The sequence below is a fragment of the Pseudomonas sp. Tri1 genome (assembly GCF_017968885.1).
GTDB lineage: Bacteria > Pseudomonadota > Gammaproteobacteria > Pseudomonadales > Pseudomonadaceae > Aquipseudomonas.
Genome location: NZ_CP072913.1, coordinates 6,592,707 through 6,613,648, shown reverse-complemented (window position 1 = coordinate 6,613,648; position 20,942 = coordinate 6,592,707). Strand labels below are relative to the sequence as shown.

The 20,942-nt window shown below is 59.8% G+C and carries 16 protein-coding genes; 7 read left to right on the top strand and 9 right to left on the bottom strand.

Annotated elements, in window-relative coordinates; translation table 11 throughout:
• Positions 1 to 3: 3 nt before the first annotated feature.
• Together J9870_RS28980 and J9870_RS28975 are read right to left on the bottom strand one after the other, a co-directional pair.
• Positions 4 to 450: a GNAT family N-acetyltransferase gene (locus tag J9870_RS28980; RefSeq protein ID WP_210642092.1), complete on the bottom strand. Its 447-nt coding sequence runs from the start codon at positions 448 to 450 to the stop codon at positions 4 to 6.
• Positions 451 to 452: 2 nt separating this feature from the next.
• Positions 453 to 1,094 (bottom strand): FMN-binding negative transcriptional regulator, encoded by a 642-nt coding sequence (locus tag J9870_RS28975; protein WP_210642091.1) that lies wholly within the window; start codon positions 1,092 to 1,094, stop codon positions 453 to 455.
• Between the two features lie 101 nt (positions 1,095 to 1,195).
• On the opposite strand from J9870_RS28975, the gene J9870_RS28970 reads away from it, so the two are divergent.
• Positions 1,196 to 2,746: a PLP-dependent aminotransferase family protein gene (locus tag J9870_RS28970; RefSeq protein WP_210642090.1), complete on the top strand. Its 1,551-nt coding sequence runs from the start codon at positions 1,196 to 1,198 to the stop codon at positions 2,744 to 2,746.
• Positions 2,747 to 2,870: 124 nt separating this feature from the next.
• Here the strand turns inward: J9870_RS28970 and J9870_RS28965 are convergent, their stop codons facing one another.
• The 3 genes from J9870_RS28965 to J9870_RS28955 all read right to left on the bottom strand — a co-directional run bounded on the left by J9870_RS28965 (position 2,871) and on the right by J9870_RS28955 (position 9,815).
• On the bottom strand, positions 2,871 to 7,472 hold the full coding sequence (locus tag J9870_RS28965; protein ID WP_210642089.1) for a DUF6543 domain-containing protein: 4,602 nt from the start codon (positions 7,470 to 7,472) through the stop codon (positions 2,871 to 2,873).
• A 198-nt stretch (positions 7,473 to 7,670) separates the two neighbouring features.
• Positions 7,671 to 8,771, bottom strand: coding sequence for a polyamine ABC transporter substrate-binding protein (locus J9870_RS28960; protein ID WP_210642088.1), 1,101 nt, complete (start codon positions 8,769 to 8,771; stop codon positions 7,671 to 7,673).
• Between the two features lie 12 nt (positions 8,772 to 8,783).
• Positions 8,784 to 9,815, bottom strand: a complete 1,032-nt coding sequence (locus tag J9870_RS28955) for a histone deacetylase family protein (protein WP_210642087.1) — start codon at positions 9,813 to 9,815, stop codon at positions 8,784 to 8,786.
• Positions 9,816 to 10,364: 549 nt separating this feature from the next.
• Between J9870_RS28955 and J9870_RS28950 the strand changes: the two genes are divergently transcribed.
• Entirely contained in the window at positions 10,365 to 10,862 is a 498-nt protein-coding gene (locus J9870_RS28950; protein WP_210642086.1) for an RICIN domain-containing protein, read from the top strand.
• Between the two features lie 378 nt (positions 10,863 to 11,240).
• Here the strand turns inward: J9870_RS28950 and J9870_RS28945 are convergent, their stop codons facing one another.
• From J9870_RS28945 to aspA, 4 genes are all read right to left on the bottom strand, one after another.
• Positions 11,241 to 12,233 carry an AraC family transcriptional regulator gene (locus J9870_RS28945; RefSeq protein WP_210642085.1) on the bottom strand — a complete coding sequence of 331 codons (993 nt, stop codon included), beginning with the start codon at positions 12,231 to 12,233 and terminating at the stop codon, positions 11,241 to 11,243.
• A 182-nt stretch (positions 12,234 to 12,415) separates the two neighbouring features.
• Complete coding sequence (locus tag J9870_RS28940; protein WP_210642084.1) at positions 12,416 to 13,420, bottom strand: asparaginase; 1,005 nt, start codon at positions 13,418 to 13,420, stop codon at positions 12,416 to 12,418.
• A gap of 138 nt (positions 13,421 to 13,558) precedes the next feature.
• Positions 13,559 to 15,010: an alanine/glycine:cation symporter family protein gene (locus tag J9870_RS28935; RefSeq protein WP_210642083.1), complete on the bottom strand. Its 1,452-nt coding sequence runs from the start codon at positions 15,008 to 15,010 to the stop codon at positions 13,559 to 13,561.
• Positions 15,011 to 15,497: 487 nt separating this feature from the next.
• Entirely contained in the window at positions 15,498 to 16,922 is a 1,425-nt protein-coding gene (gene aspA / locus J9870_RS28930; protein WP_003196363.1) for an aspartate ammonia-lyase, read from the bottom strand.
• Between the two features lie 181 nt (positions 16,923 to 17,103).
• On the opposite strand from aspA, the gene J9870_RS28925 reads away from it, so the two are divergent.
• The 5 genes from J9870_RS28925 (at position 17,104) to J9870_RS28905 (ending at position 20,917) form a co-directional block, all read left to right on the top strand.
• The gene (locus tag J9870_RS28925) at positions 17,104 to 18,021 is read left to right on the top strand and encodes a LysR substrate-binding domain-containing protein (RefSeq protein WP_210642082.1); all 918 of its coding nucleotides are present in this window, start codon (positions 17,104 to 17,106) and stop codon (positions 18,019 to 18,021) included.
• A gap of 332 nt (positions 18,022 to 18,353) precedes the next feature.
• Positions 18,354 to 18,845 carry a 5-(carboxyamino)imidazole ribonucleotide mutase gene (gene purE / locus J9870_RS28920; protein ID WP_003187060.1) on the top strand — a complete coding sequence of 164 codons (492 nt, stop codon included), beginning with the start codon at positions 18,354 to 18,356 and terminating at the stop codon, positions 18,843 to 18,845.
• Positions 18,846 to 18,857: 12 nt separating this feature from the next.
• Positions 18,858 to 19,940, top strand: a complete 1,083-nt coding sequence (locus J9870_RS28915) for a 5-(carboxyamino)imidazole ribonucleotide synthase (protein WP_210642081.1) — start codon at positions 18,858 to 18,860, stop codon at positions 19,938 to 19,940.
• A 105-nt stretch (positions 19,941 to 20,045) separates the two neighbouring features.
• A complete protein-coding gene (locus J9870_RS28910) occupies positions 20,046 to 20,291 on the top strand; it encodes a GlsB/YeaQ/YmgE family stress response membrane protein (protein WP_003196372.1) in 246 nt (81 codons plus the stop codon).
• 89 nt (positions 20,292 to 20,380) lie between these two features.
• Positions 20,381 to 20,917: a DUF3299 domain-containing protein gene (locus tag J9870_RS28905; RefSeq protein WP_210642080.1), complete on the top strand. Its 537-nt coding sequence runs from the start codon at positions 20,381 to 20,383 to the stop codon at positions 20,915 to 20,917.
• Positions 20,918 to 20,942: the final 25 nt, after the last annotated feature.

The window sequence follows — 20,942 nt, the reverse complement described above, 5'->3', positions numbered from 1 at the left end:
TCCTTACAGGGCTTTGCGAAATTGAATGTAACCCGGGCGTTCGGCGATGCGCTCGTAGAGCTGGATCGCGGTCGCGTTGGTTTCGTGGGTCAACCAGTGCACTTTGCAGCAACCGTCGGCTTTGGCAGTGCGGTAGACGAATTCGATAAGTTGGCGACCGACGCCAGTGCCGCGGCATTGCTCCGTTACCAGCAGGTCTTGCAGGTAGCAGGAGTTTTCAATGCTCCAGTTCGATCGGTGATAAATGAAATGCACCAGGCCCACCGCCGTGTCGCCGTGCCAGGCGAGGGCAGCATGGGTCGGCTCGCGGTCGTCGAGCAAGCGTTGCCAGGTGCTTTGGCTGACCGCGTCCGGCAGTTCGGTGTTGTAGAAGCGCAGGTAGGCTTGCCACAACGGCAGCCAGGCGGCGTGATCGTCTGCGCTGACGAGGCGGATCTCAGGTTGGCTCATGTTCACTCCTTCGACGATTGTTCAGGCATCAGGCACGCAAGCGCCTGGTCTTGCGGATCAGGGCTGGCGGCGAGCCCGTTGCGTACCCCGGCGGCATCCACCAGGCTGCGGTTCTGGCTGAGCTTGCGTTTGCCTTCCAAGCGCTGGATGGGCAGGGCGAAGCCAACGATGGCCCTGAGCATGCTGTCGATGTACTCGGCCGGAGCATCGTCGATGCTCCAGGGCAAGGCGCGGCCGCTTTCGTGGCGGTCGGTGAGGGCGCCGACCAGGTTGCGCAGGCGCTCAGGATCGCTGAACACCTCGGCGGTGCCGTAGGCGTGTACGGCCTGGTAGTTCCAGGTCGGTACGACTTTGCCGTGTTCGGCCTTGCTAGGGTAGAAACTTGGGCTGACGTAGGCGTCGGCCCCGGCGAAGATCACCAAGGCTTCGGCGCCGGCTTCCAGGTCGCGCCACTGGGGATTGGCCCGAGCCATGTGCCCGTAAAGGCTGCCGTTGGGGCCCTGTTGCGTGTCCAGCAACAGCGGCAAGTGACTGGCTTGCAAGCCGTGTTCACCATGAGTGATCAATACGGCCAGGCGGCAGTCACCCATCATCTGTTGCAGTTGGGGCAGGTCTTCGACGGCAAAGGCTTTAGGGTTGTACATGACGATTTTCCTTGGCGAATGCGAGCATCCTAGGCAGGCTATTGGTCTGTTGTAAGAGCCACTTATGACCAATTTGATAGGTCCATTTTCAAGGTGCCGTCATGATCAACACTGTACCGCCACTGTCATTCAACCCCGCCGGCATCGAACTGGACCGGCGCCAGGGGCTCAGTCGTCAGCTGTACCAAGCGTTGCGTGCCCGGGTGCTGGACGGGCGGTTGGCCAGCGGCACGCGCCTGCCGGCCAGTCGCGATCTGGCGGCGGCCTTGTCGATTTCCCGCAACAGCGTGGTACGGGCCTACGATCAGCTCTACGCCGAAGGCTTCATTGAGGGGCGGGTCGGTGACGGTACTTATGTGGCAAAGCTGTCTGCGACGGCGTTACCGCTCAAAAACATATCCACAAAAGTGTCCACAGGGTTTTCAACAGGCTTACCCACAGCCTTATCCACAGATTGGCTGGATTTACCTGTGGTTTCATCCAGCCAAGTTATCCACAGCGACGCCTTGGAGCGGGTTGAAAAGCATCATTTGGTCCAGCCGCCCAGCGGCCCGCCGAGGGCGTTTCGAGTCGGTATTCCTGCCTTCGATCTGTTTCCTTTTGACGTGTGGGCCAAGCTGAATGCGGCTTTCTGGCGCAAGCCGGATCTGCAACAGCTGTGTTATGGCGATTCCCAAGGTGATGCACGCTTGCGCGGCCTGATCGCGGCGTACCTGCGCAGCTCCCGAGGCCTGCACTGCACCGCTGAACAAATTGTGATCACCAGCGGCGCCCAGCAGGGCATCAGCCTTTGTGCACAGCTGTTGGTGGACCCGGGCGACGTCGTCGCTGTGGAAAACCCCGGCTATCGCGCCGCCGGGCATGCGTTTGCCGTGGCCGGTGCCGAGGTGAGAGGCGTATCGGTTGATAGCGATGGCCTCGATTGCACGGCATTGGGTACGTTGAGCCACTGTCGGCTGGCCTATGTCACGCCGTCCCATCAGTATCCGACCGGGGTGGTCATGAGCCTGGCACGGCGCTTGGAACTGCTCGCCTGGGCCGAGCGCAACGACGGCTGGATCGTCGAGGACGACTACGACGGCGAATACCGCTACAGCGGCGCGCCGTTGGCGCCCTTGGCCGCGCTGGATCGCCAGGGCCGTGTGCTTTACGTTGGCACCTTTGGCAAAGTGGCTTTCCCGGCCCTGCGCCTGGGTTATCTGGTTTTGCCGCCTGGCCTGGTGAGCGCCTTCGCCCGCCGCCGCGCCGTGGATGTGCGCCACTCTGAAGTCAGTACTCAAGCGGTGATGGCCGAATTCATGGCCGCGGGGCATTTTCAGCGGCACATCAGGCGCATGCGCCGGGCCGCCCTGGCCCGGCGTGACGCGCTGCTGGCCGGCTGGCCGGAGGCGGTTGCCGGTGTCGGCACCATGCCCACGGTGGTGGCCGGGCTGCATGTCACCGTGCCGGTGGACAGCGTCGAGCGTGAGCAGCAGTTGATCGCGCAAGCAACTCAGGCCGGGATCGAAATCAATGGCTTGAGTGGCTATTGGTTGCCCACCACGACGACGCCAGTGCGAGCCGGGCTGGTACTGGGGTTTGCAGCCGTGCCGCCAGCGGCGATTGGCACCGCGCTGGCGAGCCTGGCAAAGGCCTGGAGAACAGGAGGCTGAGCGCCTGGCACAAGCCCTGTGGGAGCGAGCCTGCTCGCGAAGACGTGGGCGCATCCAACATGGCGGCTGGCTGATTCACCGCTTTCGCGAGCACGCCCGCTCCCACAGGTTCAGCTCCTGACCGTTATGAGGGCTGCTTTGGAAAGAACACTTCCTTGGCCTGATCCACCGCGATTTCGCTGCGGTAAAGATCGATCAGTTGACGCTGGGTGAGGTCCTGGGTGGCGTCGGCGCGTGCTCCCTTGTTGACTTGTTCCGGTGTTTTCAAGCGACCGGAAAGGTAGGCGTGGGCGGGGACCCAGTCGGTGGAGTAACGGAAATCCGCAAACCAAAGCGTTTTGTTTTCCTTCACGTCCCTGATCTCGTACCGGTCGAGATAGCCGTGAAGTGGGCCTTTGTTTTTTTGTCGGTTCTTTAGTTTGGTGATGGAAATGCGATTGCGGCTTTTAAGCCATATGACGCCATCCATGGTCGGGGGACGATGTTTGATGACATTCAGTACGGCATCGAAGGCTTCCTCATAAAGGGCCTTCGCTTGTGTCTTGAGTTCCATGCGCAGGGCTTCGGCCGTACGCTTTTGTTTTACTGACACTTCAACGGTTTCGTTCGAGGCACTGTCCACGGCCTTTTTGATTGCAATGCCGACTTTTTCCATCCTGTTTGCATGAGCGTTCAGAATCATCCCGATACCGGTGGGTGATCGGCCTGGCGCATTCATGTGCTCCTCGACCTGCGCTCGGAACGCCTCCAGTCCATCGATCAGGGCCTGGCCCTTTGCGAGGCTGGTTGCCAGTGGCGGAACGATCTGCGGCGTATCGGTGAGCGCATGGGGCACCCACTCACCCGTTCCCTTGCGGTGGAAGGTGGCGATGATCTTGTCTGTGACCGGGTTCTTCACATCGACCCAATCGGTTTCTTCGTGCATTTTCGTCAACCGAGGTTCGCCGCTGACCAGGCCCCAGAAACGTGCCCTGATGAACTTCTTCCTGAACCTGGGGCGTGGCTCATAAGGGTTGCCCATGCTGCGCCGGTTGCTCCTCTCATCGAGGGCCTGGGCCAAATGTTGCAATGCCCGTTTTTTCAGGCTGCTGATCTGCTTGCTCAGCCGATTGAGTTCGGCCGGGCGGGCGCTCTCCTTGTACTCGGTGCCCACGTATTCGAGTTGTTCTTCAAGGGCGGTGAACTGCTCCGTAAGGCTGCCGAATGCATCGATTTGCTCGTCCAGTCGGATCACGCTGCGTTCCTCGATGGCATCGTGCAGGCTTTGAAAGGCAATCGTGGCGCTATCAACCAGTTGGTTAATGACTGCCCAACCTTCGGGCATGGTATTGACGCTATCGAGCGTCAGGCAGAGGTGCCGATACATGTCCAACTGGATAAGACGAATACCGTCGCTCTTGTAGGTCGGCATTCTTCCACGGTGCTGCCGGATAAATTCAAAACCTTCACGCCCCAGTACCTTGAGCCTGGAAAAGCGTGTCTCCATGTAATCCAGGCGCTCGTTCATGTCCTCGCCGACCCGGATCATGCTCTCGGCTGCATCGACGTGCTGCTGCTCCACGACCGCGACGCCGGTGGTGGCCATGTCCATGGCTGTTCTCAGGGCCGGGGTAAACCGCTCTTTCAGCGCGTCTATCTCTTCGAACGTGAAGTTGATTTGTGCGTTCAGGTAGCCCAGCCTGGCTTTGGGCGCGTCGGGCCTTGATTGGAAGACGGGCCATTGCGTCAGGATGTTCAACGCTTCTTCATAGCTTTCGCGCTGGGTTTTCAAGGTACTCAAGTAAACGTTGCGCTTGGTCTCCTTGGTGGAGCCCGAGGCGTTGTTCAGCTCTTGCGCGTTCATTGTCAGCAGCGCCTGATGCTCCGGTTTTTTTTCTTCGAAGCGGTTCAGTTCGGCCAGTAGTTGAACGCTGCGACGGTGAGTGTCGGCGATGACTTTTTCCATGGCACCCTTTGATCCCCTGCCGCGCAGGCGCAGGCGAATGTCGATATGCCAATTGCCGTGTATATCCAGCCTCAAGGGAGGGCCCAGGCGCGAGGGATTTTTTTCGTCGACGACGCAGACCTTATCGCCCAGCATCATCACGTTGAACCATTTTTCTCCCACCTTGGCGTACCACTGTCCTTGTCGTTGATAGAGCCCTTTGGACGTGCCATCGGTATGGGCCTGCCCGGGTGTTTCGGGTGCTTTGACGCTGAACGTATCGAGGAGCTTGGCGCTCTCTCCCGATTTGTCTGTCAAGGCACCGCTGGAATGGATGGACTCATAGTGCTCGGGGTGCGGTTCCTTAGCGGTGGAAGGCGCGAGTTTTTCGATGATGAGCTTGGGTTTGACCAGCTTGACCGGCTCCTCTATCACCTCCGGTGCCGCTGCCCTGCGACTGCGTGTGCCTTCTCTGGCATGATCGATAGCGTGCGTGGTGATCGCCATGGCCAGGTTCAGCAGCAGGTCGACGAATGCCTCCCATGTGGCCTGGTCGTTGGCGTGTTCGCTGTCCTGCATCAGCGTTTCAATGTCATCCAGAATTTGCCAGAGCCAGACGGCGGTGCCCACGGCAGCGCCCAGGTAAGGCAGGGCCAGGTTGAAAATCAGCCAGCCGGCCTGCTTGAACGTACTCCAGCGGGTTTCGCTGTTGGAGACCGATTGCCGATCTGCAAGCTCGACCAGGGCATTGGCATTGGTCTTGAACAACAGTGGCAGGAAATCGGGGCCCAGGTTTTTTTCGCTCAAACCGACGGGGGCGCTATCGAGCCATGAGGTAAAAGGGTCCGTCGCAAACTCAACGATGACCCAGGGTGAGGGCAGGGGGCCCGAGAAAATGTATCGGCTGTAATTGCTGCGCACCTCATCGGGCAGCCAGGCCAGGACCGATTGGCGCAATTCAGGGATTTGCCTGATCGCATACAACAGGTTGCTGGAGGAGGGGTACTGGCACAACTGCGGCTCGAGCAGCGGCCGATAAAGCAGGCAGGGACCGGCGCCTGGATTCTTCGGACCGATCACGAACATATTGGTCACGATGTCCTCCGAGGGGATCAGTTTCTGTTCGGATATGAAGGCCAGCCTGCGCAGAACGATGGGTTGTCCGTCGACCTTGCGATCGGCTTCCTCAGGCTCCATCAGTGCGGCGACATAACGGTAGCCCCGTTCGTCGATGTTCCCACGCCCTCGGATCTTCCCCTCCAGCGCAAGCATGGGTAGTTGAATGCGCAACTGGGAGGTGTACAACTCTTCGCGGCGGGCCGATTCGGTTGGATCGTCGAGCAGTTTGCTCTTCACCAGATCGGGATAGACGCGACCGATGTCGATTTTGGTGATGAGGCTTTCGATGTAGTCAGTCGTCATCCAGGTGGGCAACACCTTGCCGTTGAGGGACCTGACGGTCTTGTTGCCCAGGGGCAGTGCAATCAGGTTTTGCAAGGCCAGCTCAACGAGATTGAACCGGGTGGTCTCGAATTTGCCCGGAACGATAAAAGAACCCCAGGCCACGAGGCTGCGAATCTGGATCTCGATTTTTTCCGGATCGAGTGTCGCAGCGTCGGCATGGTCCGCTTGCATCTGTTTCTTGAGGGCGTTCAACGCAAACTCTTTGATAGGAGCAATAGCGTCCAGGTAGGTCTTGCCGGCATGGGAACTGCTCAGCGCCGAAAGGTTTTTCATGTGCTGGGCGAACAGAATCTGATCGGATATCGACGCTGCCAGCAGCCAGTCGGGTATCTTTTTATCGAACCAGGTCGCGCCAATACCTTTTTCTGCGTCCAGCCCGCTGGTCACGGGCTGGTCGTCCTCGATGGATGAAACTTTTTTCAGGAAGCTGGGGGAACCGAGGATCTTGACCTGCATGGCGATCAGCCCGCAGGCCTTGTGATCGAAGATATTGCCGGTGGGCTCATACAGCCGCCACTGGATTTTCTTGCGGTACGTGGTGTCCAGTTGCGTCGGGAGAAATTGCCCCAGCGCTTGCTGTGAATCGAATTTTTTATAGCTGTCGCGCAGCGAGTACGTAAGGATGACCTCTTTGCTGGCGATGGTTCCGATCAGTACCACCAGCGAGTTTTCGTTCAGGCGACTGACGTTGGTCCCGTCAACTTCATCGATGTCGATCAGGTACGCGTGAGTGTCATAGCGATCATGTTGCTTGCGGTCCTCCAGGTTGGGGTAAAGGAACAATTGCCTGGCCATGTCGCATTCAGTCGCGGTCCAGCCATTGACCTCTTGCACGTCCCAGATCTTGCGCAGGGTTCTGGAGAGTTCATGCCAGCGTGGGCCGGATGTGCCCACTGGAGCGTTCCAGTACGCCAGTTGTTGTTCCTGGCAAGCGGACAACATGACGGGCTCCAGTTCGTTGATCAGGGCTCCGATCTGCTCGATACGCACCGGCAGATGCACCTCAGGGGTGCTGATCGGCAGCTGGGTCAGAAAGTGCACGCCTTCGATCAGCATGGTCGAATCGCTCGCGCCTACTCGTTCGGCCACCATATCGCTGAGGGTTTCGTAACGGGTGGGCAGTTCCAGGATTTCGCTGTCGACAATGTCCCAGCGAGGCTCGCCAACGACTGTGTTGAGCGGATCGAGGTCCAGTGTCGGATACATTTTCTTGAGGGCCCTGCGCAGGAGCACGGCGGCAACTTCCGGGGAGGTGGGGCCTGCGAGTAGCTGGTTGAGCACAGCATTCTTGAGGCTGGCTTCTGGTGTAGTGTTCGTGGTCGTAGAGGTTTTTTTCATCTGACGCTCCCTGTCTTGCGATAGGTGGAATCCCCGCCGCTGAATGCTTCGGGGATTCCATGCTAGGGAGGTACAAGACAGGGAAGGTGGTAACTATGTATATGCCAAGTAAACCTTGTGGCGAGGGGATTTAACGAAACGTCGCACCGCCCCGCTGGGGCTGCGAAGCAGCCCTGATAACGTTCTCCTCGCTACAGGCTACTGCCCGGATTTGATCCGGGTCCAGGCCCGTGTCCGCGCTCGCTCGGCATCCCGGGGCAAGGGCTGCAGGGTATACAGCGTGGCCATCGCCGCCTCGGTCGGGTACAGGTTGGGATTGTTGCGAATCGCCGGGTCGACCATGTCCGTGGCGTCCTTGTTCGGGTTTGGATAGCCGACAAAATCGCTGACCGGTGCGATCACCTTCGGTTGCAACAAGTAGTTGATGAAGGTGTAGGCGTCGTCCGGGTTCTTCGCGCCTTTGGGGATGGCGAGCATGTCGAACCAGATCGGCGCGCCTTCCTTGGGCAGGCGCATGTCCACGGTCACGCCGTTCTTGGCTTCCTTGGCACGGTTGGCCGCCTGGGAGAAGCTGCCGGAGTAACCGACGGCCACGCAGATGTCGCCGTTGGCGATGTCGGCCATGTACTTGGATGAGTGGAAGTAAGTGATGTGTGGGCGGATCTTCATCAACAATGCTTCGGCCTTGGCGTAGTCCGCCGGCTTCTTGCTGTTAGGGTCCAGGCCCAGGTGCTGCAAGGCCAGGGGCAGGATTTCCGACGGTGAGTCGAGCAGTGCCACACCGCATTGCTTGAGTTTGCTGATGTTCTCTTCCTTGAAAATCAGGTCCCAGCTGTCCACCGGTGCGTTGTCACCCAGGGCGGCCTTGACCTTGTCCGGGTTGAAGCCGATCAGGATGGTGCCGTACATGTAGGGCACGGCGAATTTGTTGCCCGGGTCGTTGGCTTCGATCAGCTTCATCAGCTTGGGATCGAGGTGGTTCCAATTCGGCAGTTTGCTGCGGTCCAGGGGCTGGAACACACCGGCCTCGATCTGCTTGGCCAGGAACACGTTGGATGGCACCACCACATCGTAGCCGGAATTACCGGTCAGCAACTTGGCCTCCAGGGCCTCGTTGGTGTCGAAGATGTCGTAGACCAGTTTGACCTGGCTGTTCTGCGCCTTGAAATCGTCCAGGGCCTTGGGCGTGATGTAGTCGAACCAGTTGTAGACACGCAGGGTGCGCTCTTCGGCCTGGGCAGCGCCGCACAGCAGCGCGGCGCACAGGCTGGGAACCATCAAACGCTTGAGTCTGTTCATACTGTTATTTCCTCATTGGGCGCTTTGAAAACCTTCGAGAACGTTCACGGCATTGATGCCGATTTCTGCTACCGCATAGCCGCCTTCCATCACGAACAGGGTCGGTTTGCCGAGCGCGGCGATGCGCTTGCCCATCGCCAGGTAATCCGGGCTGTCGAGCTTGAACTGCGAGATCGGGTCGTCCTTGAAGGTGTCCACACCCAGGGACACGACGATGACATCGGCGTCGTAGCCTTGGATTTCGCCGCAAGCCTGCTCCAGCGCGGCGCTCCAGGTGTCCCAGCCTGAGCCGGCCGGCAGAGGATAGTTGAAGTTGAAGCCCTCACCGGCACCTTCCCCGTACTCGTCGGCGTAGCCGAGGAAGAACGGAAACTCGGCTTCCGGGTGGCCGTGGATCGAAGCGAACAGCACGTCGTTGCGTTCGTAGAAAATCGACTGGGTGCCGTTACCGTGGTGGTAATCGACATCGAGGATCGCGACCTTCTTATGCCCTTGGTCGAGAAAGGCCTGGGCGGCGATGGCGGCGTTGTTGAGGTAGCAATAGCCGCCCATCAAATCACTGGCTGCGTGGTGTCCCGGCGGGCGGCACAGGGCGAAGGCACTGCGAGCGCCGCGCTGGATCTCGGCCTGGGCGGTGAGGGCGACCTGGGCGGCGCTGTAGGCTGCCTGCCAAGTGCCCGCGGTAATCGGCGCGCCGCCGTCGAAGCTGTAATAGCCGAGCTGGCCGTGCAGGCTTGTCGGAATGACCGTGCGCAAGGTCCGCGCCGGCCAGGTGAAAGGCAGCAAATCGCCGTCGCGCTCGAACTCAGCCCAGCGATCCCAGGCACCTTTGAAAAATTCCAGGTACTCCGGGCTGTGAATGCGCTGGATCGGCCCCAGGCCGAAATCATGGGGCGCTTCGACCGGGCCCAGCGCCTGGGTCTTGACCCGCTCCAGCACATGATCGGCCCGGGAGGGCATTTCGAAGCAGGGCATCAATTGCCCGTCCATCAACTCGCAACGTCCGTGGTGCAGGTGGTGATCGTCTGAGTAGATCGTCAGCATTTTTGTTCTCCGCAAGGCTGATCCGGTTGCTCACAGTCTTGCGGCGCGCGGGGGTTTGGAGAACGGCAGGAGAGGCCAAAAGGGGATCAAAATGGCCAAAAGGTTTGACCGTAAATCGCCCCTTGTTGGCGCAGGTGTGCGCGGGGGTGGGGCATGGAGGTTTGTGTGGGCTTGGAGGACTTTCGAATGAAGTGCAGCGAGAATCTAGCAATATCCAGCTGCATGTATATAGGCGATATCCGGACTGACGAATCTCTCCACCCGCTGCGAACGGATCCGCATTCTCGATGCCTCAACTCACCGGCTTTCGCCTGAGGCGCTGACACATGGAGTCATGCTGCGCCAGTATCCGATCGATGCCCCATTGCACACGCATCTTCAAGAACAGTTCAGCATTGGTAGACTAATTAAAAACATGCTTTATATCTTAAAGCGCTATTTATTATTCGAGAATCATATAAAAAACTGTCATTTCTGTCAGTGCTCAAGGTTAAAAATTTTATCTAGCATGTCCGGCAATGGTCATCAGGCAACATGAGCGGAGCCAGGATGAAAAGGAAAAGCATACCCAATGCCGATAAAACACTTGAACAGACAAAAGGAGCTCCTGGGCCTTCCCTCATAATCACGCCAGGAATCTATAGAATATATTCATTTTTAAGCAACTACAAAATAGTTGACATGGCCTTAAGCGAAGATAGCCTAGGCAGGCACAATGTTAAATTATATGACGACAATGATGCGCCAGAATCCACATGGCACATTAAGTATACTGGCAACGGAGATCATACGATTTCCAATGGACTATACCAAGCAAGGTTAGTCCAGCCCTACAATGGAAATGTAGTTGCCGCCCCCTCGGGGGGCATGGGCCAGGAAGTTTATTGGGTATTCAAGGATGCGGGATCCGGAGGTTTTTTCTATATCCAAAACAAACGCTACGGCACAGTAATGGATGTAAGGGGGGGCAAACAGGGAATAATACCACTATTATCGACTACGCTTATGGTGGAACGGAAAATCAAAGATTTAGATTGTGGAGAATAGGGGATAATCCTGGCTGAAACCATACACCTGAAACAGGTATGTAGATCTGCTAGGCACTGTACGAAAACCTTCGAAACCCATTCCAGCTGTGTGAATGCCAGGATCCAGTAAAGTTCGCGACCCATCAAAGGGAGGCGTTTCCGATGGCAAAACGATACAAACTCTCTGATGAGTCCCGTTGGTGGAAAAAATTGGAATAGAAAAAGGCATATCGAATTGATATGCCTTTTTCTTTGCCCTGATTGCTAGCGCGGATCGACGTTATCCAGCACTCGGTTCGCCAGCATTGAACTCAGTTCGATCAGTTGCTGGACGCCATCGCGAGCAAGCTCCCACAGGGGTCAGGTGTTGTGCGTGAAAGCGGCGATTACCGAAGGTTCAGGGCCTGAACTGACTCGGCGCCACCCCACTCCAGCGCACGAAGGCATGCCGAAAACTGGCGGTTTCGCTGAAGCCGAGTATTTCGGCGATCCGATAGATCGGCAGCTGGTCTTCGCAGAGCATTTGCTTGGCCCGCTCGAAGCGCAGTTCGTCCAGCAATTCTTGATAGCTGCAACCCAGATCCTTGAGGTGTCGGCGCAAGGTGCGCGCCGAGCAGTTCATTTGCGCGGCCAGGCCTTCCAGGCCGGGGGCGGCGTCCAGTTGTGCGCTGAGCAATTGGCGAATCCGCCCCAGCCAGGCCTGGCGTCCGGTGAACTCGGTGTTCTGTCGGCGGCAGCGTTCGGCCATGGCGTGATGGGTGATGGGGTCGGCCAGGGGCAGGGGCTGTTCGAGCCAGTGGCGGTCGAAGGCGAACGCGTTATCGAGGCTGTCGAAGCGCACCGGGCAATCGAACAGCGCTGCGTAGCGCGCCTGGTAATCGGGCGCCGGATGTTCGAAGCGCGCCGCGCGCAATGGCAGCGCATGGCCGAGCAGGTCATTGCAGATGACTTTCAGCGAGACCATGCAGAACTCGGCGTTGAACACTGCCAGGGTCGGGTTCTCCCGATAATCGCTGGCGCTGAGCCAGACCGTCTCCTGGTCTTCTTCCAGATTCAGCTCGAAGAGTGTTCCCAATAGCGCCGGATAGCGCAGCGCCAGGCGCAAAGCGTCACCTAAGGTGGCACTGGTGAGCAGGGCATAACCGAGCATGCCGTAGGACGAAACGTGCATGCGCAGACCCAGTTCCAGGCCGATGTCGCGCTTGAGGGCCACGGCGTTGGCGCAGACCTGCATCTCCTGGTTGGTGGTGATGCGCGTGTCGGCCCGGCTCAGATCCGCCGCGCTGATGCCGCTGCCGGCCAGCAACGCGTCGCTGGGCAGCCCTTCATGCTTGAAGGTGCTGAGCACCAGGGAGACGGCGTTGAGGGTGGTGAGGTGGGAATGAAGCATGTTCGTTTCCAGCCTTGGGAGGCTGGAGATGGAGCAAGTTGTATGCCGAACGAAGATTGTCAGGCTTGAGCGAACCCCTGTGGGAGCGAGCTTGCTCGCGATAGCGGTGGAACATTCAATATTGATGCTGAATGAAAGTCAGCCATCGCGAGCAAGCTCGCTCCCACAGGTTTTGCCGGGTGTCAGCTCAACTCGCCACACAGATCCAGCTCAACCAGCCGCCGAACCTCATCCACCGGCAGCCCCGCGCCAATCAACGCCTGCAACTTGCCGAATGCCGCCTCACGGGTCATGCCGCCACCGGACAGCACGCCGACGCCACGCAAGCGACTGCCTGCCTCGTACACATCCAGCTCCACGCCACCTTCATGACATTGGGTCACTGCCACCACGACCACGCCGCTGTCCCGCGCCCGCTCGAGGCTAGCGAGGAACGACGGGTTGTCGCTCGGCCCGGTGCCGCTGCCGTAGCACTCCAGCACCAGGCCCTGGATCCCGCTGCAGAGCAGGCCGTCGAGGATCTCGGCGCTGATGCCGGGAAACAGCGGCAGCACCGCGATATTCGCCAATTGCTTGGGCTGGTTGTAATGCAACGGTGCCGGCAGCGAAGCGGCTTTGGTACCGCCACCCTGACGCTCCAGACGCTTGAATGGATGACGCCCGCAACTGCGCACCTTGGCGCAACGGGTGGGTTCCAGCAGCTCACCGTGGAAATACAGATGCACCCCCGGCGCCAGACCCTGGCCGAGGGCGACCAGCGCACCGCTGAGGTTTTCCCAGGCGTCGCTGTCGGTCACGCCGGCGGGCAGCATGGAACCGGTGAAGCAGACCCGGGCATGCATACCGAGCAATTGAAAGCTCATCGCGGCCGCACTGTAGGCCAGCGTGTCGGTGCCGTGCAGGATCAGTACGCTGTCGCAGCCCTGCACATCCACGGCATCGACCACCGCTTCGCGCAGTTGTTGCCAATAGGCCGGGGTCATGTTGGCGCTGTCGATCAGCGGAGACATTTCCCGGAAGCGCCATTGCGGGATGACGAGTTCGGGTTGGCTGTGCAGGTAATCGCGCATCCGCGCTTCGAAACCGGATGCCGGGGCCAGGCCATGGGCGCTGGCCTGCATGCCGATAGTGCCGCCGGTGTAGAGCACCATGACGTGCTGGGCGGCAGGGTAGGTCGAGGAATTCATGAGGGTTCTCCGAGGGCGAAAGCGGCAGCGTCATTTAGTCGCTGCCACAACATAAGGTCGAGCATGACGCCGACCTTAGGCTGTGTCACGCCGGGCGCAGGGGATGCGCCCGGTTTTTTCCAAACAGCTTATTACCGATCAGCGTTGCGCTGCGGTCGTGCCAGCAACAGCTGCGTCAGGTTTGGCAACCGGCGCCGATGGGTTGGCAGGCCAAGCCTTGCGGTCCAGATCCAGGTCCAGGAACTTGCTGGAGTCGAAGACTGGGGTCTTGATACCGGCCGAACGCTGGTCGTCGTAGTCGCGCAGGATGCGCATGCCGACCTTGAACAGCAGGAACAGCGCGATCAGGTTCACGAACGCCAGCAGGGTCATGGTGATGTCGGCGAAGGCGAACACGGTGCTGAGGTTTTCGATGGCGCCCCAGAAAATCAGGACCAGGACCAGCGCGCGGTAGGCGATCAGCGCCTTGCGGTTTTCCCCGAGCATAAAGCGCAGGTTGTTCTCACCCAGATAGTAGTTGTAGAGGATCGAGGTGAAGACGAACAACGCCAGGGCTACGGAAATGAACATGCGGCCCCAGTCACCGACCACGGCTGCCAGGGAGTTCTGGGTCAGGGCAATGCCGTCGCCTTCGAAACCCGGGGTGTAGAAGCCCGACAGCAGGATCAGCAGTGCGGTGCAGGTGCAGATCACGAAGGTGTCGAGGAACACGCTGAACGCCTGTACCACGCCCTGGGCCACCGGGTGCTCGACCGACGCGACAGCGGCCACGTTAGGCGCACTGCCCAGGCCGGCTTCGTTGGCGAATACGCCACGCTTGACGCCCATGACGATGGCGCTGCCGATCAGGCCGCCAAAGGCCTGATCCAGACCGAAGGCGCTCTTGACGATGGTCGCCAGCATGGCCGGTACGTGGTCGAACTGCAGCACGATCACATAGATGGTCACGGCGATGTACGCCAGGGTCTTGACCGGTACCAGCAGGTCGGCCACCTTGGCGATGCGCTTGATCCCGCCGATGAACACCAGGCCCAGCAGCACCGCCAGGCCCAGACCGGTGTAGGTGGTGTCGAAGCCGAAGGCGTTGTTCAGGGAGTGGGTGACGGCGTGGGCTTGCAGGCCGTTGAAGGCGAAGCCGAAGGTGACCAGCAGCAGGAATGCCATGATCATGCCCAGCCAGCGTTTCTGCAGGCCGTGCTGGATGTAGTAGGACGGGCCGCCACGGTATTGGCCTTCGGAGTCGCAGCGCTTGTAGAGCTGGCCGAGGGAGCACTCGAAGAAGCTGCTGGACATGCCGACCAGCGCGGTCACCCACATCCAGAACACTGCGCCAGGACCACCGAGGGTCACGGCGATGCCGACACCGGCGATGTTGCCTGCGCCGACACGACCGGCCAGGCTGAGCATCAGGGCCTGGAAGGAGCTGAGCTGGTCAGTGCTGCTTTTCAGGCTGTCACGGAACACCGCGAACATATGAAAGAAATGGCGGAACTGGACGAAACGCGAGCGGATCGTGAAATAGCTCCCGAGCCCGACAATGAGCACGATCAGCACTTTCCCTGAAAGGAAGTCGTTGATGACTTCAAGCATGAGTATTCCTCGCTGTTTTTTGTTTAAGCAAATGCTGGCCATTTGGAAATATCGCGTTACATCGGTCGGCGCGCGGCCCAACAGGTGAGGCGATGTTTCGTCCCGGTCCATTTTCGCGGGTTTGTTATTAGTTCGGTTTTCGCATGTTTTAGGGTCTCTCTACTGACGACCGCTCACGCGAAGAGGGGCGGCACTATACCTATCAGTGCGGTGCCCGTCTGCACGATTGTGGTGCGTCCGACGAAGCGGACCCTTCATTTCACCTGGCCATCCGGTCAGGTTTTTGTGGAGGCGAGCCCGCTCGCAATGGCTGGTGACGCGGTTTACAACGGCAGCGCGTCATCGTTTATCGCGAGAAGATTCGTTCCTACAGTTCGGTCATCCTTGTCGCTGTCAAATTAAAAAAAGGGCTTGGGGAAAAATCCCCAAGCCCTCAAAAGGTGAGAGGTGTCTAGTCCCTCGACCTGGTGAGCGTTAGCAGCGGTGATCACGCTTTGAGCGGAACCAGACGCGGTGCAATCATGTTTTCCGGGCGCAGGATGTCGTCGAGCATGGCGTCGTCGAGCAAGCCTTCTTCGCGCACCAGTTCCAGCACGCCGCGGCCGCTTTCCAGGGCAACGCGGGCGATGCGGGTGGCGTTTTCATAGCCGATGTACGGGTTCAGGGCGGTGACCAGGCCGATCGAGTGCTCGACCAGTTCACGGCAGCGCGCTTCGTTGGCGGTAATGCCGACGATGCAGTGTTCGCGCAGCATGTCCATGGCGCGTTGCAGCAGGCGGATCGAGTCGAAGATCTTGAAGGCGATCAGCGGCTCCATCACGTTCAGTTGCAGTTGACCGCCTTCGGCCGCGATGGTCAGGGCCAGGTCGTTGCCGATGATCTGGAACGCTACCTGGTTGACCGCTTCGGGGATAACCGGGTTGACCTTGCCGGGCATGATCGAACTGCCTGGCTGGCGGGCCGGCAGGTTGATTTCGTTGATGCCAGTGCGTGGGCCGCTGGACAGCAGGCGCAGGTCGTTGCAGATCTTCGACAGCTTGACTGCGGTGCGCTTGAGCATGCCGGAGAACAGTACGAAGGCGCCCATGTCGGAGGTGGCTTCGATCAGGTCGGCGGCCGGAACCAGCGGCTGGCCGCTGATGGTTGCCAGGCGCTGCACGGCCAGGGCCTGGTAGCGCGGGTCAGCGTTGATACCGGTGCCGATGGCGGTGCCGCCCAGGTTCACTTCGGTGAGCAGTTCGGGCGCCAGGGTTTTCAGGCGCGCCAGGTCTTCGCTCAGGGTGGTGGCGAAGGCACGGAATTCCTGGCCGAGGGTCATCGGCACAGCGTCTTGCAGCTGGGTGCGACCCATTTTCAGGACGTGGCTGAATTCTTCACCTTTGGCCGCGAACGCCTGGATCAGGCTGTCGAGGCTGGCCAGCAACGCATCGTGGCCCAGCAGCAGACCCAGGCGGATCGCGGTCGGGTAGGCGTCGTTGGTGGACTGCGCCATGTTCACGTCGTTGTTCGGGTGCAGGTACTGGTATTCGCCTTTCTGGTGGCCCATGGCCTCCAGAGCGATGTTGGCGATCACTTCGTTGGCATTCATGTTGGTCGACGTGCCGGCGCCGCCCTGGATCATGTCCACCACGAACTCTTCGTGGAAGTCGCCGCGGATCAATCGTGCACAGGCTTCGCTGATGGCGGCGTGCTTGGCTTCGCTGAGCTGTCCCAGTTCGCGGTTGGCGTCAGCGGCGGCCTGTTTGACCATTGCCAGACCGACCACCAGCTTTGGGTAGTGCGAGATCGGAACACCGGAGAGACGGAAGTTGTTTACCGCTCGTAGGGTCTGGATGCCGTAATACGCTTGCGCCGGTACTTCAAGTACACCAAGCAGGTCTTTTTCTGTGCGGAATGATGCAGCGGAGGACATGATTGAAATCATCTCGATAAGGACCCGGGCTAAGCCGGAACGCTGTGGATCCTAGGCTCTCGAAAAAAATAGGGCCAATGCTGTTAAACACTGGCCTATGCATATTCGGCATAATGCGGGTGTGACGTCGGCTGTGCGGCGAACGTGTGACCTGTTTTGGTGCGTGTAACGGGAGGACATGATGAATCTTGAAAGCAAATGGCTCGAGGACTTCAGTGCCCTGGCCGCTACCCGCAGTTTCTCCCAGGCCGCTGAACGACGCTTCGTGACACAGCCGGCCTTCAGCCGGCGAATCCGCAGCCTCGAGGCGGCGCTCGGGCTGACCCTGGTCAACCGCTCTCGTACGCCGGTCGAACTGACGGCGGCGGGACAACTCTTCTTGGTGACGGCCCGTACGGTGGTCGAGCAGTTGGGTGAAGTGCTGCGTCATCTGCATCATCTGGAAGGCGGGCAGGGCGAAGTCATCCAGGTGGCGGCCGCCCACTCCCTGGCGCTGGGCTTCTTCCCGCGCTGGATCGCCCAGTTGCGTAACGAAGGGATGAACATCGCCACGCGGCTAGTGGCGACCAACGTCGGCGATGCGGTCCATGCATTGCGTGAAGGCGGTTGCGACCTGATGCTGGCCTTCTACGATCCGGATTCGGCGATGCAGATGGACCCGGAGATCTTTCCGTCGCTGCACTTGGGCCAGACCGAAATGCTCCCGGTGTGTGCCGCCGATGCCGGTGGTAAGCCCTTGTTCGATCTCGAAGGCGAAGCCAGCGTGCCGCTGTTGGCCTACAGCGCCGGAGCGTTTCTCGGCCGCTCGGTTAACCAGTTGTTGCGCCAGCGGGCGCTGCGTTTCACCACGGTCTACGAGACGGCCATGGCCGACAGTCTGAAAAGCATGGCCCTGGAAGGCCTGGGCATTGCCTGGGTGCCGCACCTGAGCGTACGTGCCGAACTGGCCCGGGGCGAACTGGTGGTCTGCGGCGGCACGCAGTGGCACGTACCTCTCGAGATTCGCCTGTACCGCTGCGCCTTGGTGCGCAAGGCCAATGTGCGCTTGTTGTGGCGCAAGCTTGAGGGCGGCGCAGCGCAGGGCGCCGCGGGATCTTGATAGCACTCAAAACCCTATGGGAGCGAGTTGCTCGCGACAGCGGACTGACCTTCAACATCGGAGTTGACTGACACATCGCCATCGCGAGCAAGCTCGCTCCCACAGGGGGATTTGTGTTGTTATTTCGCTGACCCGAGAGTCAATAAAGTCGCCACTTCCCCTCAAACGACAGACGGTCGGCGAAAGTGCGTTTAACGCACCATTTTCGGTATACTGCCCGGCCTTCGGTCGGCTTGCCCGGCCATAATTCGTACAACAAGCCACGCCGGTTTCCTGCGTGGCTTGTTGTTTTTTGACGCGCCTGCGGGCGCCCAGAGAGAAGAGGCACGACGATGAGTGCACTGGTTGGCGTGATCATGGGCTCCAAGTCCGATTGGTCCACCCTTAGCCACACCGCCGATATGCTGGAAAAGCTCGGCATCCCTTATGAGGTGAAAGTGGTCTCCGCCCACCGTACCCCGGACCTGCTATTCCAGTACGCCGAAGAGGCTGAGTCCCGTGGCATCGAGGTGATCATCGCCGGTGCCGGGGGCGCGGCCCATCTGCCAGGCATGTGTGCGGCCAAGACCCACCTGCCGGTACTGGGCGTGCCGGTACAGTCGTCGATGCTGTCGGGCGTCGATTCGCTGCTGTCGATCGTGCAGATGCCGGCTGGCATCCCGGTTGCGACCCTGGCCATCGGCAAGGCCGGTGCGATCAACGCGGCCCTGCTCTCGGCGAGCATCCTGGGTGCCAAGCATCCACAATTTCATACCGTGCTGAAAAAATTCCGCGCTGAACAGACAGACAGCGTCCTGGACAATCCAGACCCACGCATTGCCTGAGGTTGTTGACGAATGAAGATCGGTGTAATCGGTGGCGGCCAGTTGGGTCGCATGTTGGCCCTGGCGGGTACGCCGCTGGGGATGAGCTTCGCTTTCCTGGACCCGGCGCCGGACGCCTGCGCCGCGGCGCTGGGTGAACACCTGCGGGCCGACTACGGCGACCAGGACCACCTGCGCCAATTGGCCGATGAAGTCGATCTGGTGACCTTCGAGTTCGAAAGCGTCCCGGCTGAAACCGTTGCCTTCCTGTCCCAGTTCGTCCCGGTCTACCCGAGTGCCGAAGCCTTGCGCATCGCCCGTGACCGTTGGTTCGAAAAGAACATGTTCAAGGACCTGGGCATCCCCACGCCAGCCTTCGCCGACATCCAGTCCCAGGCCGACCTGGACGCCGCCGTTGCGTCCATCGGCCTGCCGGCCGTGCTCAAGACCCGTACCCTGGGTTACGACGGCAAGGGCCAGAAAGTCTTGCGCAAGCCTGAAGACGTGGTTGGCACGTTTGCCGAGCTCGGCAGCGTGGCCTGCCTGCTGGAAGGTTTCGTGCCGTTCACCGGCGAAGTCTCGCTGATCGCCGTACGGGCCCGCGATGGTGAAATCCGTTTCTACCCGCTGGTGCACAACACCCACAAGGACGGCATTCTCAAACTGTCCGTCGCCAGCACCGATCATCCGTTGCAGGCCCTGGCCGAGGACTATTCCAGCCGGGTGCTCAAGCAGCTCGACTATGTCGGCGTGATGGCGTTCGAGTTCTTCGAAGTGGACGGCGGCCTCAAGGCCAACGAAATCGCGCCTCGGGTGCACAACTCCGGGCACTGGACCACCGAAGGCGCCGAGTGCAGCCAGTTCGAAAACCACCTGCGGGCGGTGGCCGGGCTGCCGCTGGGGTCGACCGCCAAGGTCGGTGAAAGCGCGATGCTCAACTTCATCGGCAGGGTCCCGGACAGCGAGAAAGTCCTGGCGATTGCCGACTGCCATTTGCATCACTATGGCAAGGCGTTCAAGGCCGGGCGCAAGGTCGGTCACGCCAACCTGCGTTGCGCTGACCGGGCCACGCTGGCCCAGCAGATCATCAAGGTCGAGACGTTGATCGCCGAGTAATAGTCTGGAATATCGGTGGAACCATTCGTCGGCCAACTTCTCTGATTAGCTAGGCGCCAAATCCGACTGGATTTGGCCCTAGTTATTCAACCAGAGGGAAATGCCATGGGAATCATTGGAACCATCTTTATCGGCCTGATCGTCGGCCTGCTGGCGCGCTTCCTGAAACCGGGCGATGACAGCATGGGCTGGATCATGACCATCCTGCTCGGTATCGGCGGTTCGTTGGCAGCCACTTACGGCGGCCAGGCCCTGGGCATCTACCAGGCTGGCCAAGGCGCTGGCTTCATCGGTGCACTGGTGGGTGCGGTGGTGTTGCTGGTGATCTACGGCCTGATCAAAAGAAACTGATTCAAATGCGACAAAGCCCCCTCTGCGTGGCGCGCAGAGGGGGCTAGAATGCCCGGCGTTGCACTTCCTACTCATTGCCGAGCCCTTTCATGCGCCGTCTAATGTTGACCCTTCTTTTGCTGGGCAGTGGCCTGGCCCACGCCGCCGAGCTGCCGGAAACCGACTGGCTCGAACTGATGCCCAAGTCGGACCAGAAAGCCCTCGAGGCCATGCCCGAGATCGACCACAATTCCCCCGAAGCCAATGGCACCTTCACCGAGAAAGGCGGCCTGAAGCAAAGCAAGGGTTTGCCTGCGGTGATGTATTCGACCAAGACCGTGGCGTCGATGAACGACAAGCACATTCGCATCGGCGGTTACCCCGTGCCCCTTGAAAGCGATGCCAAGGGCCGTAGCACGCTGTTCTTCCTGGTGCCTTACCCTGGCGCCTGCATCCACGTCCCGCCACCGCCACCGAATCAACTGGTGCTGGTGCGCTATCCCAAAGGCCTGAAGCTGGACGACATCTACACACCGCTTTGGGTGACTGGCACGCTGAAGATCGAAAAGGTCGACAACGACCTGGCCAGCGCGGCATATGCGCTGGAGGCGGAGAAAGTGAGGGTGGTGCAGGAGGCGGATTTGTAATAGGCCGGTTGGCTTGACACAAATC

What these genes read in the sequence shown, in the direction of transcription:
- J9870_RS28980 (WP_210642092.1), bottom strand. Translation starts at nt 450, where the DNA reads ATGAGCCAACCTGAGATCCGCCTCGTCAGCGCAGACGATCACGCCGCC.
- J9870_RS28975 (WP_210642091.1), bottom strand. Translation starts at nt 1,094, where the DNA reads ATGTACAACCCTAAAGCCTTTGCCGTCGAAGACCTGCCCCAACTGCAA.
- J9870_RS28970 (WP_210642090.1), top strand. Translation starts at nt 1,196, where the DNA reads ATGATCAACACTGTACCGCCACTGTCATTCAACCCCGCCGGCATCGAA.
- J9870_RS28965 (WP_210642089.1), bottom strand. Translation starts at nt 7,472, where the DNA reads ATGAAAAAAACCTCTACGACCACGAACACTACACCAGAAGCCAGCCTC.
- J9870_RS28960 (WP_210642088.1), bottom strand. Translation starts at nt 8,771, where the DNA reads ATGAACAGACTCAAGCGTTTGATGGTTCCCAGCCTGTGCGCCGCGCTG.
- J9870_RS28955 (WP_210642087.1), bottom strand. Translation starts at nt 9,815, where the DNA reads ATGCTGACGATCTACTCAGACGATCACCACCTGCACCACGGACGTTGC.
- J9870_RS28950 (WP_210642086.1), top strand. Translation starts at nt 10,365, where the DNA reads ATGAAAAGGAAAAGCATACCCAATGCCGATAAAACACTTGAACAGACA.
- J9870_RS28945 (WP_210642085.1), bottom strand. Translation starts at nt 12,233, where the DNA reads ATGCTTCATTCCCACCTCACCACCCTCAACGCCGTCTCCCTGGTGCTC.
- J9870_RS28940 (WP_210642084.1), bottom strand. Translation starts at nt 13,420, where the DNA reads ATGAATTCCTCGACCTACCCTGCCGCCCAGCACGTCATGGTGCTCTAC.
- J9870_RS28935 (WP_210642083.1), bottom strand. Translation starts at nt 15,010, where the DNA reads ATGCTTGAAGTCATCAACGACTTCCTTTCAGGGAAAGTGCTGATCGTG.
- aspA (WP_003196363.1), bottom strand. Translation starts at nt 16,922, where the DNA reads ATGTCCTCCGCTGCATCATTCCGCACAGAAAAAGACCTGCTTGGTGTA.
- J9870_RS28925 (WP_210642082.1), top strand. Translation starts at nt 17,104, where the DNA reads ATGAATCTTGAAAGCAAATGGCTCGAGGACTTCAGTGCCCTGGCCGCT.
- purE (WP_003187060.1), top strand. Translation starts at nt 18,354, where the DNA reads ATGAGTGCACTGGTTGGCGTGATCATGGGCTCCAAGTCCGATTGGTCC.
- J9870_RS28915 (WP_210642081.1), top strand. Translation starts at nt 18,858, where the DNA reads ATGAAGATCGGTGTAATCGGTGGCGGCCAGTTGGGTCGCATGTTGGCC.
- J9870_RS28910 (WP_003196372.1), top strand. Translation starts at nt 20,046, where the DNA reads ATGGGAATCATTGGAACCATCTTTATCGGCCTGATCGTCGGCCTGCTG.
- J9870_RS28905 (WP_210642080.1), top strand. Translation starts at nt 20,381, where the DNA reads ATGCGCCGTCTAATGTTGACCCTTCTTTTGCTGGGCAGTGGCCTGGCC.